Here is a 12606-nt window from a genome sequence, read left to right on the forward strand (position 1 = left end):
GAATAACAGTAAAGCAATACTTATCGTGTAAAGCTCTTCCTAAAATGATAAGTCAATACACTTTTAGAGTCACTTTAAATACTGTACATCAACATTAAATAGTTAAATAGAGTTGTCTTAGTACAGAGAAAAATAGTTTTAAATTTAACATAAATTTATTCATCTTTACCAAGAGCATTACCATTCACTATACACTTGCCAATAACCGATTTAGCTTCTGTACAAACTCAGCTGGGTTTTCTAATTGAGCACCTTCAACAAGCATCGCTTGATCTAATAAAACGTTTGCCCAATCTGCAAAATCCGCCTCATTTACCTGCTTCATTTTTTCAATTAACGCATGATTAGGGTTAATTTCGAGTGTAGGTTTGATATCAGGGATTTCTTGACCAGCTGACTTTAACATACGCAATAGATGTGGACTTAACTCATGTTGCCCTACTACTACGCATGCTGGAGAATCAACCAAGCGGTTGGTTATCTCTACTGTTTTAACTCTATCTTTTAAGACTGTTTGCAAACGTTCTACCAAAGGTTTCACATTTTCTGCCACTTCTTCTTGATGTTTCTTTTCTTCCTCATCTTCAAAAGCTGCTAAATCTAATCCACCTTTAGAAATAGACACCAATGATTTACCTTCAAATGTTTTGAAGAAGTTCAACGCCCATTCATCAACACGATCAGATAATAGTAAGACTTCAATTCCTTTTTTACGGAAAATCTCTAAATGGGGGCTACTTTTTGCATTGGCAAAACTTTCAGCGACAATATAGTAAATCTTATCTTGTCCTTCTTTCATACGTGACACATAATCTGCTAATGACACGGTTTGTGTCGCTTGCTCATCATGTGTGGAAGCAAAGCGCAATAGCTTAGCAATTCGCTCCTGATTACTTTGATCCTCTCCTAAACCCTCTTTGAGCACTTGTCCAAACTCCGCCCAAAAGCTTGCATAATCTGCTGGACGATTTTCTGCCAAATCTTCTAGCATACTCAAAACACGTTTAGCAGATCCTTCTCGAATCGTTTTCACATCACGACTTTCTTGTAGAATTTCACGTGATACATTTAATGGCAAATCAGCAGAATCAATAATACCCCGAACAAAACGCAGATAATTCGGTAATAATTGCTCCGCATCATCCATGATAAATACACGTTTTACGTAAAGTTTTACACCATGTTTGGCATCACGATCGTATAAATCAAACGGTGCATTTTTGGGAATATAAAGTAACTGAGTATATTCACTACGCCCTTCTACACGATTATGCGTCCACGTTAACGGATCATTAAAATCATGGCTGATGTGTTTATAAAACTCTTTGTACTGCTCTTCACTAATATCTGACTTATTGCGTGTCCATAGTGCATTTGCCTGATTAACTAACTCCCACTCATTACTTTTTTTCATTGTCTGAGCTTCTTGGTCATATTCTTCTTTTGGCATCTGTACAGGCAAAGAAATATGGTCTGAATAACGACGTAGAATTTCTTTTAATTTCCAACCATTTAAAAACTCTTCACCGTCTTCATTCAAAAACAAGGTAATGCTTGTACCTCTACTCTCTTTGGTAACGGTATCAATCGTATATTCACCTTGTCCCTCAGATACCCATTTCACCGCTTCATTCGCCGCTAATCCCGCTTTTCGAGTAAGTACTTGTACTTGTTTTGCCACAATAAAAGCAGAATAAAAACCCACCCCAAATTGTCCAATCAATTGGGCATCTTTCTGTTGATCTCCTGTTAATGAAGCAAAGAATTCTTTCGTCCCAGAACGTGCAATCGTTCCCAAATGAGCAATAACATCTTCGCGACTCATACCAATCCCATTATCCTCAATGGTAATGGTTTTATTTGCTTCATCATAAGAGACTCGAATACGAAGCTCAGTATCTTCGGCTAATAACTCTGGATATTGTAGTGATTCAAAACGCAATTTATCACATGCGTCCGAAGCATTTGAAATTAATTCACGTAAGAAAATTTCTTTATTTGAATAAAGAGAATGAATCATCAATTGAAGTAATTGTTTAACTTCTGTTTGAAAACCCATGGTTTGTGCAGTAGACATCAATAATCTCCTGAAAATAAGCTAATAAATCTGCCTTTAATTGAGGGCAATTTTTTTATTTTCAAGAAAGACAAAAAGAGCATAAGCAAATAAAAATTCCGCCAACAAAATTAGAACCATAAACTATGTAACTATCACAACAAATACTGTGGAATTATCATTAATTGTATTTATTTAAAGATGACATTCTTAGATATGATTTAACATCGTTTTTTATGTCATTATTGACTGTTATGAAAGAAAATTTAAGGCTTGCTTAAATACAAAATACTTTTCCATTTTTCAGCGCATATTTAATTAATTTTTTTTATTAAAACACCCTTAAAACACTAGCTATAGCTAAAGACCAACTAAATTATTATTTTCCATCTATTTTCATCATTTCTTCATCTAAAAGGACTATGATAAAAGCATCAGAATTAGCTATTTTAAGTGTTCCTTTCAACTGACTAGGAGGATAGTATTATGGCAATGATGAGAGCCGCAGCATTTATTGAACCAGGTAGAATTGAGCTTGTAGAAAAGCCTATTCCCGATGTTGGTCCAAACGATGCCTTAATTCGTATTACAACTACTACTATTTGTGGTACTGATGTGCATATTCTCAAAGGAGAATACCCTGTCGCCAAAGGGCTGACTGTAGGTCATGAGCCTGTAGGTGTTATTGAAAAACTTGGTAGCAATGTAAAAGGTTATCATGAGGGTCAGCGTGTCATTGCTGGTGCGATTTGTCCTAGTTTCACTTCTTACCCTTGCCAAGATGGTGTACCATCTCAAGACGGTGCTTATTTAACTGCTGATGGGACTTGTTCTTGCCATGGCTATAAGGCAACAGCAGGTTGGCGCTTTGGTAATATTATTGACGGGACTCAAGCTGACTATGTCCTCGTACCTGATGCACAAGCTAACCTAGAACCTATTCCTGACGGACTTACTGACGAACAAGTATTGATGTGTCCTGATATTATGTCTACAGGCTTCAAAGGAGCAGAAAATGCTAATATTCGCTTAGGTGATTTTGTGGTTGTTTTTGCACAAGGCCCTATCGGTTTATGTGCGACAGCAGGTGCCCGACTCTTAGGTGCTTCAACAGTGATTGCTGTAGATGGGATTAATGAGCGTTTGACTATCTCTCAAAAAATGGGTGCCGATGTGACTCTAAACTTCCGTGAGGTTGATGTCGTTGAAGAGGTCATGAAAATCACTAAAGGTCGTGGCGCTGATTCTGCTATTGAGTGTTTAGGTACTCAAAAAACATTTGAGACGGCTTTGCGCGTATTAAAACCAGGCGGTACATTATCAAGTCTAGGTGTTTACTCAGAAGACTTAGTTATCCCTGTGAGTGCATTTGCAGCTGGTTTAGGTGATCACAAAATTAATACAGCGCTTTGCCCTGGTGGTAAAGAACGTATGCGTCGCCTAATGAAAGTTATTCAAAGTGACCGCATAGATCTCAAAGCGCTCGTTACCCATGAATACAAGCTAGATGATATCGTTGCTGCTTATGATTTATTCGCTAATCAACGAGACGGTGTACTAAAAGTGGCGATTAAACCTTAATCGTTTATTTAGTCAAAAAACAAAGCTCTATTAGGGAGCTGACCCCATAAGTTAGATAACAAACTTATGGGGTATATTTTGAGACTAGCAATTTAGGTTGTAAACTATAACCTACTCAAACGCCGCTGCTGCCCTTTGTAATCGATCATTTAAGGCTTCCCAATTATCATCATCTTGTGGAAGTGATTGCACCATAATACGCTGAAACCCTTTAGTATCTAATTGACGTAACAAGGCATAAATATCATGCGCATAATCTTGTGCATTGGTCGATACATTAAAATAATTTAAATTTGAACTACTTGGCAATGTATCTATATCTGCAAAAGTCAACACAGCCCATTTCTCTATTGCAGGCACCAGACTCGGTAACCTATCTAGATCTGCTTCTTTGATAAGTTGTAAGGGAGTATTAGGCGCATAATGTGCTTTCAAAGAACCTGAAACACGTGGCGCTGATTTATCTGGACTAGCCGGCTGGTAGCCCAAAACTTCTGCCAATTGTGATCGGGTAATATGCCCCGGTCTTAGTAAAACAGCCCCTACCCCATCTTTAACACGAGAAAGATCTACAATCGTCGATTCAATTCCAATTTCCGAATCATCCCCTTCTAATACAGACAATATTCCTGAGGCTATTTCTTCAGGGAATTCAGAAAGTACATGTGCTGCACTCGTAGGTGAGACATGCCCAAACTTATTGGCAGAAGGTGCTGCCACTCCCCCTTGACCATTGGTTTTTAGCATAGCAAACGCTTTTAATAATTGCTGTGCCACGGGATGAGAGGGGCATCGAATACCAATACTATTTTGTCCACCACTCACAGCAGAAGGAATATGATCAGCCTTGGGGAGGATAAGCGTTAAAGGACCTGGCCAAAACGCCTCCATTAAAGCAAATGCTTCCTCTGGGACAGAAGAGGTCCAATACTGAATGTTTGCATCTGGCGGAATATGTACAATCAGTGGATGATTAGCTGGACGTCCTTTGGCTTGATAAATCTTTGCAACAGCATCAGGATTTTCAGCATCTGCTCCTAAACCATAGACTGTTTCAGTCGGAAAAGCGACTAATTCTCCATTTAACAGTTTTTTAGCCGCTTCGATAATACTTGAATCAAATAAATAAGTATCAGACATGTGCATTCAAATGTAAAATTTCACTTACTTGACGGGCATAGTGTAATACCTGTTGAGGGTCTTTATTGACAATATTCACATGCCCCATCTTACGCCCTTTTCTAGCCTCAGCCTTTCCGTACAAATGTAAATGTACACCAGGTAAGGCTAGCACTTTATCCCAGTCTGGTTCTTTGGCTTCTTGACTATCAATAAACCAACTATCCCCAAGAATATTCAGCATAATTGTCGGTGCTAATAAATCTGTTGCTCCTAATGGCATGCCTGCTAATACACGAACTTGCTGTTCAAATTGGCTAGTAAGACAAGCATTCATTGTGTAATGACCGCTATTATGGGGGCGTGGTGCAATTTCATTGGCTACCACACTATCATCTTCTAGAATAAAAAACTCAACACACATAACACCAAAGTAGTTTAGACCTGAAGCAATTTTAATGGCGGCATCTTTGGCTTTTTGTTCGATGATAGAAGAAATAGATTCAATCCCTACCACTGAACTAGATAAGATTCCATTAATATGAGTATTCACGCCAACCGGAAAGGTAACTACATCACCAGAGAAACCTCGTGCCATAACAACAGATATTTCTTTTTTCAATGGCAACATAGCTTCTAGTACGCAAGGTACTTCACCAAATGATTTAAACGCTTCTACAGCCTCATCTAGTGTCTTAACTCTTGCTTGTCCTTTACCGTCATAACCTAATCGTGCTGCTTTTAAAATACCAGGGAATAATGTCGTTGGAACTTGCTCTAAATCGGCTAGTGTCCTGATTTCAGCATAAGGGGCAACATCAATACCTTGAGACGCAATAAAGGCCTTTTCAGCAATACGATCTTGTACAACAGCTACAGCTGCTGCTGATGGACTTACACGCGCTTGCATAGAAAGATATTTAAGACTCGTGGCTGGTACATTCTCAAACTCTGTCGTAACAGCATTTGTATAATCAAGTAGCTTAGTCAAACCTTCTTCATCATCATAACTCGCCACAACTTCATATTCAGCCACACTGCCAGCTGGACTTGCCATATGAGGCTCAAATACGACAACCTTATACCCCATACTCTGCGCAGCATGACAAAACATACGGCCTAATTGTCCACCACCCAATATACCCAGAGTCTGTCCAGGGTGTAATACGGTGTTATAAGGCAACGGTTGTTTTTCACTCATGGCTACTTACCTCTGGTAATGTCATCGCTCTTGCTACTTGTGTTTGTTTCTGACGAAACTCAATTAATTTAGCTCGCAGATGTTCATCCGTCATCGCCAATGTTGCGATAGCATGCAACGCAGCATTCGCTGCACCAGCCTCGCCAATAGCAAATGTAGCCACAGGCACTCCCTTAGGCATTTGTACAATAGATAGCAACGAATCCTCACCTCGCAAATACCGTGATGGCACAGGTACGCCAAATACAGGTACCTCTGTTAATGCGGCCATCATACCCGGCAAATGTGCTGCTCCTCCTGCACCGGCAATAATAGCTCGAATACCATTTGCATAGGCTTTTGCACCATACTCCACCATATCATGAGGCATTCTATGTGCTGAAATCACTTGTGCTTCATACTCAACACCAAAATCTTTTAAAATGCGTACAGCATTTTGTCATGATATCCCAATCACTAGAGGAGCCCATAATGACGCCAACTTTAGCTACAGTCATGTCTAATCCTAACTCGATTTAAATATAAATAAATTTTTATATTAGCCACGTAAACGATCTAACGCTTCACGATATTTAGCCGCTGTTTTTTCCAATACATCTTTAGGCAAACGTGGCGCAGGAGGTGTTTTATCCCATACCTGTGTCTCTAACCAATCACGTACAAATTGTTTATCAAAAGATGCTGGACTTGTACCCTCTTGATAAGTATCAGCCGGCCAAAAGCGAGAGGAATCAGGCGTCAACACTTCATCCATTAAATGGAGTTTGCCATTTTCATCAAGACCAAACTCAAATTTTGTGTCAGCAATAATAATGCCTTTTGTTGCTGCGTAGTCAGAGGCTTCTTTGTATAAGCGCAAAGTAACGTCACGAATCTGCTCAGCTAGCTCTTTACCTACTACATTCACTACATGCTCAAAGCTCACATTTTCATCATGCTCACCTAAGTCTGCCTTTGCCGCAGGTGTAAAAATAGGCTCTGGTAATTTACTGGCTTGTTTTAAGCCTTCAGGTAATTTAACCCCACAAACAGAGCCCGTTGCTTGATAATCTTTCCAGCCAGAGCCAATAATATAGCCACGAGCTACCGCCTCAACCAGCACTGGTTTCAATCTTTTCACTACCATCGCACGCCCCTTGACTTGTTCGAGCTCATCAGGTGCAACAACATCTTCAGGGCGAATACCAGTTTCATGGTTTGGGATAATATGAGCAAGTTTTTTGAGCCAGAATTCTGTTAGCTCAGTAAGTACCTGACCTTTACCTGGAATCGGGTCATCTAAAATTACATCAAAAGCAGAAATACGATCGCTCGCAATAATTAATAATTTGTCATCACCCACAGCATACATGTCACGCACTTTTCCACGTGCTAATAAAGGTAACGATTTCAAACTAGATTGATGTAATGTACTCACGATAAGCCCTTTAAATTACAAAAAATGATGGCTTATTTTACTACAAATAGCTCTATTTTCCCTTACAATATCCGTTGATTTTATTATTCACCCACAGACTCATGATTTCAACTATTATTGATTTTATTCTTCACATTGATCAACACTTGACCGCCTTATCTGCCAGTTACGGACTTTGGATTTATGCCATTTTATTTCTGATTATTTTTTGTGAAACAGGTCTTGTAGTTACTCCTTTTCTTCCGGGGGATTCTTTACTATTTGCTGCGGGTGGTATTGCCGCTGTTGGGGGAATGAATATTCATGTCATGGTGGGTGTCCTCATTGCGGCAGCGATACTAGGTGATGTGGTTAATTTCACCATTGGAAAGTTTTTTGGGCAAAGACTATTTTCTAATCCAGATTCAAAAATTTTCCGTCAAAGCTATTTAGACAAAACACATGCATTCTACGAAAAATATGGAGGTAAAACCATTATCATTGCTCGTTTTGTACCTATCATCCGTACCTTTGCTCCCTTTGTTGCGGGTATGGCAAATATGCATTATGGGAATTTTTTACGCTATAACGTTATTGGTGGTGCATTATGGGTTGTCCTTTTCTCTTATGCAGGATATTTCTTTGCTAATATTCCAGTTGTCAAAAATAACCTCGGCTTAGTATTAGTAGCCATTATTATTATTTCTGTCTTACCTGCTGTGATAGAGGTTATTAGAGCAAAACGTAGTAAATAGTTAAACCACTTTGGGCATTATTATGTTTATACCCTGTCAGTTTTTTAGTATTTAAGAATTGTTGGCTAAACAACGGTTAAATCTTACCCCTATCATGACCCACACTAACTGGCTATACGGCAATAATCACCACTCTCCCAACAACAAATAACTCCATAAACACTATATGCCTATGGAGTTATTTTTGTCACAACACACTAACAATCAGCGATTACTTCACTTGTTGTGCTAGTTCACCTTTTGCATAGCGAGCAGCCATATCCACTAATGAAATTGGTTTAATTTTGCTAGCTTGACCAGCCGCACCAAATGCCTCATAACGGGCGATACATACTTTTTTCGCCGCCTCACGTGCTGGTTTATTGAACTCACGTGGGTCAAATTTTGAAGGGTTTTCAAACAAGAAACGGCGCACTGCTGCCGTCATCGCTAAACGAATATCTGTATCAATATTCACTTTGCGAACACCATATTTAATCGCTTCTTGAATTTCTTCTACAGGCACACCGTAAGTTTCTTTCATATCACCACCGAATTGACGAATTTCTTCGAGCAACTCTTGAGGTACGCTTGAAGAACCATGCATCACGATATGTGTGTTAGGTAAGCGAGCGTGAATCTCTTTGATACGTTGGATAGAAAGAATATCACCTGTCGGCTTACGTGTGAATTTGTAAGCACCATGACTTGTACCAATAGCAATTGCCAACGCATCAACCTGCGTTTGACGAACAAAGTCAGCTGCTTGCTCAGGGTCTGTCAATAATTGTTCACGTGTCAATGTACCATCTGCACCGTGACCATCTTCTTTATCACCCTGCATTGTTTCTAATGAGCCCAATACACCTAACTCACCCTCAACAGAGATACCCAAGGCATGAGCCATTTGAACAACTTCTTTCGTTACATCAACATTGTACTCATAACTAGCGACTGATTTACCGTCAGACATTAAGGATCCATCCATCATCACACTAGAGAAACCTAAATCAATAGCTCCTTTACAAATAGCTGGCGATTGTCCATGATCTTGATGCATGACAACCGGAATTTCAGGATAAGACTCTACAGCCGCTTGAATTAAATATTTCAAGAAATGTTCACCCGCATATTTACGTGCACCAGCAGAAGCTTGCATGATAACAGGGCTATTGGTTTCTTTGGCGGCTTCCATAATCGCTTGAACTTGTTCAAGATTATTCACATTAAAGGCTGGTAAGCCATAACCATTTTCCGCCGCATGGTCTAATAATTGACGCATTGACACGAGTGCCATACAAAAACTCCTAGATAATTTGAAAATCTATAATTTCTCTATTTTAAAGCGTATTAAGACTAAAGACTATTTAACCTTCAAAACTTAATAAAAAATTATACTAACCGACGATTGGCTAAACAAGGTAATAACTCTCTCACCTCTTCTATTCTCTTGATCGAAAGATCTTGAACTTGTATACCCACTTGTTCGCCACAGCTAGCTAATACAAATCCCATAGGGTCAATAACCATACTTTGACCCACGCCTTTAGGTGCCGTTTGTCCACTCGCTAACACATATGAGGTATTTTCTACTGCTCGTGTGCGTAGCAATAAATCCCAATGCATTTCTTTATATGCGCCAGGTATCCAATTCGCACTAATACTTAACACATTAACTCCTCTACTCACTAAAGCACGAGCTAATTCAGGAAAGCGCAAATCATAGCAATTAATCAAACCAAAGCAAAATTCTTTAATCTTAAAAATACCAAACATTGAACCATCTTCATAAAGCGTTCCAGGTTGTACTTTGTCAGATTCTTTAAATTTGAACGCATCATATACGTGAATCTTATTGTATTGGCTAATCACTTCCCCTTTATTATTCAATACTAATAATTGGTTCTGTACACGTTGCTCTGCAGGATCTTTATTAAGACTCAGTACACCAACAACAATATGCATATTATGCTGGATGCTTAATTGCTTGATAAACTCAATAAAGTCTGGTGTATGCCGTTGTGACATCTCTCTCAATACATTAAGCTCTGATGCAAAAGAGCACATTGATGCTTCCGGAAGTACCAATAACTCAACTTTTGCCATGGCAGCTTTACTGACAAGTTGGCTAATAAATTGCTTATTTTCTTCTATATCATTACTGGCAGGAAATTGCCCCACCGCTACTTTTAACGTATCCATTGCTTACCCATTCATGAACTTTGTTTATGACTATTACAAATCATTTGTTTTTATCATAACCGAGAAACAGATAATTATTTAGATTAACGTATTCCTCGCACAGAAAAATGCACTTCGTCTAGTTTCCTACCATCAATTGAGAATAATTCAAGCGTAAATTTACCTGTTGTAATGGGGAGATAATACGGGTTTTCTCGGCTAATTTCTTTCCCATTCAAATACCAAATAATATGATCTGCTCGTTGCTGATTAACATTATTTGCGGCTAGTTTTAAAGCTTGCTGAGACACTGGAATATCAGGATCGATGGCAATAATTGTGCCATCTGTAGGCTGACTAATCATGGTATTAACTGTAACATCGGTCGTTATATCTGACTCGTCTTTATGCGGTGATTGTTGTGATAGTCTTACCACATCCATTTCTGTACCATGAATAAAAAACTCTTGTCGATCTGCCTCAACAGTAGGCTCATAATGCACTTGTTTCGCCACTATCCCTTGAGGCATTGGGTCAAAAAATACATTATTATTTTTATGCAAATAATCCATCACATCATGCCAAATAGGTGCAGCCCCAGAAACACCACTAATATTACGCATACTTTCGCCTGCACTATTACCCACCCAAACCCCAACGGTATATTTCGGTGACCAACCTATTGTCCAATTATCTCGCATATCTTTACTGGTTCCCGTTTTTACCGCCGTATGATAAGGCGTACTCAAAGCACTATCCAAACCAAAAGTGATAGTTCTTGCTGTCCGATCAGATAAAATGTGTTGGATGATCCATGCACTTTGCTCACTAAATACACGTATTTCTTTTCCCGTATCTTTGGTGCGATTTTCTGATTGATGAGGGTTTGAATACTCAGAATTTATCCATTGTACTGGCGAATAAATCCCTTTATTGGCTAATGCACGATAAGCATTGGTTAAACTTAATAAGGTAATATCCGCACTTCCTAGAGCAAGACTATAGCCATAATAGTCACCACTTTCATACAAAGGCAGCCCCAAAGCAACCAATTCATCTCGAAAATCTTCAGCACCTATCATAGTTAAAGTTTGTACGGCAGGAATATTCAATGACGATGCCAATGCTGTACGAACAGATACCCATCCTTTAAAGCCTTTATCATAATTTTGAGGAATATATAAACCTGTATCAACAGCGACACTCATTTCACTATCATTCAGTAATGATGCTGCTGTCAATAATCTATTATCAAACGCCTGAGCATAAAGAAAAGGTTTTAAGGTTGATCCTGCTTGACGCAATGCTTGCACATGGTCTACCTGAGACGCATTCGATAAGTTGGCTGATGACCCTAGATAGGCAAGAATTTCACCAGAGTTATTATCCAGAACGACCACAGCAGCATCACTCACTTTTTCTTGGAACAGCTCAACTAATCTAGCATGCACTCGTTGCTTCACATATTGCTGCAATTTCTTATCTATGGTTGAACGGATAACGGGTGGTATAGTAAGTTTATTTTTTTGATACTCACTTAATAACGCTCTAGCATAATGAGGGGTTTCTTCTGGATTATCTAAATAATAACTTTGCGGAGAGTTTACAGCATTCGCAATAAAGTCTGGCATATAGTCACATGTCTTCGACTCTATTAATAAACAAGCACGTTTTGCCAATAGAGAAACAGATACATTTGGTGCCCGTAGCATCGCTGCTAATACACTCGCTTCCCGTTTATTCAACGCATAGGTATATTTTTGGAAAAAAGTCTTAGCACCACTTGGCATACCTACCACCTCACCTCTTAATGGCACAAGATTAAGATAGGCCTCCAAAATTTGTGCCTTTGTCCAATGCATTTCTAGACTTTGAGCATAGTATAGTTGTTTTATTTTTTGCCATAATCTACGTTGTCCGCTACCTTGCAATGAAGGGTCTAATAAACCTACTAATTGCATCGTGATAGTAGATGCCCCTCCGTTTATCTACCTGCAGCAAGTAGCCCCTGAAAGCATTTGCTAAGGCAATCCAATCAACACCATGATGCTGATAAAAACGTTTATCTTCTGAACGCAAAACGGCTTGTTTCAAATGTTCTGAAAAGTCTTTTTCCTCAACCCACTCACTTTTTCTCGTATCAAAGTCAGTTCGAATAGAAGATAATGATTGTTGTTGTCTATCAAAAATTTGGATATAAGAGCTTTGATTATTTTGTCTAACAGATTGATACGTTGGGGTATCAATAGTGGCAATAATTATTCTCGATACTAATAAAAAAAGCATCGCAAGGATTAATAAAAACACTAGGCTCTTGACTAGATATTTTCTCATGTTC

The 12606-nt window shown here is 38.9% G+C and carries 9 protein-coding genes and 2 pseudogenes; 2 read left to right on the forward strand and 9 right to left on the reverse strand.

Annotated features, from left to right (window positions below):
- Positions 1-187: 187 nt before the first annotated feature.
- Complete coding sequence (gene htpG / locus V757_RS23725) at positions 188-2077, reverse strand: molecular chaperone HtpG (protein WP_023951871.1); 1890 nt, start codon at positions 2075-2077, stop codon at positions 188-190.
- A gap of 465 nt (positions 2078-2542) precedes the next feature.
- Here htpG and V757_RS23730 point away from each other — a divergent pair, with 465 nt between their 5' ends.
- Entirely contained in the window at positions 2543-3637 is a 1095-nt protein-coding gene (locus V757_RS23730; RefSeq protein WP_023951873.1) for an NAD(P)-dependent alcohol dehydrogenase, read from the forward strand.
- A 111-nt stretch (positions 3638-3748) separates the two neighbouring features.
- Here the strand turns inward: V757_RS23730 and V757_RS23735 are convergent, their stop codons facing one another.
- The 4 genes and pseudogenes from V757_RS23735 to V757_RS23750 all read right to left on the reverse strand — a co-directional run bounded on the left by V757_RS23735 (position 3749) and on the right by V757_RS23750 (position 7377).
- Positions 3749-4777 carry an L-threonylcarbamoyladenylate synthase gene (locus V757_RS23735; protein ID WP_023951875.1) on the reverse strand — a complete coding sequence of 343 codons (1029 nt, stop codon included), beginning with the start codon at positions 4775-4777 and terminating at the stop codon, positions 3749-3751.
- On the reverse strand, positions 4770-5957 hold the full coding sequence (locus V757_RS23740) for a 5-(carboxyamino)imidazole ribonucleotide synthase (protein ID WP_023951876.1): 1188 nt from the start codon (positions 5955-5957) through the stop codon (positions 4770-4772). The genes V757_RS23735 and V757_RS23740 overlap by 8 nt, the downstream gene beginning before the upstream one ends.
- Positions 5950-6454 (reverse strand): annotated as a pseudogene (purE, locus tag V757_RS23745) (5-(carboxyamino)imidazole ribonucleotide mutase). Before purE ends, V757_RS23740 begins: the two are co-directional and overlap by 8 nt.
- Positions 6455-6495: 41 nt before the next feature.
- Positions 6496-7377 carry a phosphoribosylaminoimidazolesuccinocarboxamide synthase gene (locus V757_RS23750; protein WP_031274720.1) on the reverse strand — a complete coding sequence of 294 codons (882 nt, stop codon included), beginning with the start codon at positions 7375-7377 and terminating at the stop codon, positions 6496-6498.
- Between the two features lie 98 nt (positions 7378-7475).
- Here V757_RS23750 and V757_RS23755 point away from each other — a divergent pair, with 98 nt between their 5' ends.
- A complete protein-coding gene (locus V757_RS23755; RefSeq protein WP_023951882.1) occupies positions 7476-8108 on the forward strand; it encodes a DedA family protein in 633 nt (210 codons plus the stop codon).
- Positions 8109-8319: 211 nt separating this feature from the next.
- Here V757_RS23755 and fba read toward each other — a convergent pair whose 3' ends face one another.
- The 4 genes and pseudogenes from fba to pbpC all read right to left on the reverse strand — a co-directional run.
- Positions 8320-9384, reverse strand: a complete 1065-nt coding sequence (gene fba, locus V757_RS23760; protein WP_023951884.1) for a class II fructose-bisphosphate aldolase — start codon at positions 9382-9384, stop codon at positions 8320-8322.
- A gap of 95 nt (positions 9385-9479) precedes the next feature.
- Positions 9480-10289 carry a carbon-nitrogen hydrolase family protein gene (locus tag V757_RS23765; protein ID WP_023951886.1) on the reverse strand — a complete coding sequence of 270 codons (810 nt, stop codon included), beginning with the start codon at positions 10287-10289 and terminating at the stop codon, positions 9480-9482.
- Between the two features lie 83 nt (positions 10290-10372).
- Positions 10373-10711: a hypothetical protein gene (locus V757_RS29980; RefSeq protein ID WP_390621562.1), complete on the reverse strand. Its 339-nt coding sequence runs from the start codon at positions 10709-10711 to the stop codon at positions 10373-10375.
- Between the two features lie 24 nt (positions 10712-10735).
- A pseudogene (gene pbpC, locus V757_RS23770) lies at positions 10736-12602 on the reverse strand (penicillin-binding protein 1C); the annotation flags it as partial.
- Positions 12603-12606: the final 4 nt, after the last annotated feature.

Source organism: Pelistega indica, from assembly GCF_000506865.1.
GTDB classification, from domain to species: domain Bacteria; phylum Pseudomonadota; class Gammaproteobacteria; order Burkholderiales; family Burkholderiaceae_B; genus Taylorella; species Taylorella indica.

Bases quoted from the DNA above. Each gene is read 5' to 3' on its own strand.
- V757_RS23740 (WP_023951876.1), bottom strand. From the start codon at position 5,957: ATGAGTGAAAAACAACCGTTGCCTTATAACACCGTATTACACCCTGGA.
- fba (WP_023951884.1), bottom strand. From the start codon at position 9,384: ATGGCACTCGTGTCAATGCGTCAATTATTAGACCATGCGGCGGAAAAT.
- V757_RS23735 (WP_023951875.1), bottom strand. From the start codon at position 4,777: ATGTCTGATACTTATTTATTTGATTCAAGTATTATCGAAGCGGCTAAA.
- V757_RS29980 (WP_390621562.1), bottom strand. From the start codon at position 10,711: ATGGATGTGGTAAGACTATCACAACAATCACCGCATAAAGACGAGTCA.
- V757_RS23765 (WP_023951886.1), bottom strand. From the start codon at position 10,289: ATGGATACGTTAAAAGTAGCGGTGGGGCAATTTCCTGCCAGTAATGAT.
- V757_RS23730 (WP_023951873.1), top strand. From the start codon at position 2,543: ATGGCAATGATGAGAGCCGCAGCATTTATTGAACCAGGTAGAATTGAG.
- htpG (WP_023951871.1), bottom strand. From the start codon at position 2,077: ATGTCTACTGCACAAACCATGGGTTTTCAAACAGAAGTTAAACAATTA.
- V757_RS23755 (WP_023951882.1), top strand. From the start codon at position 7,476: ATGATTTCAACTATTATTGATTTTATTCTTCACATTGATCAACACTTG.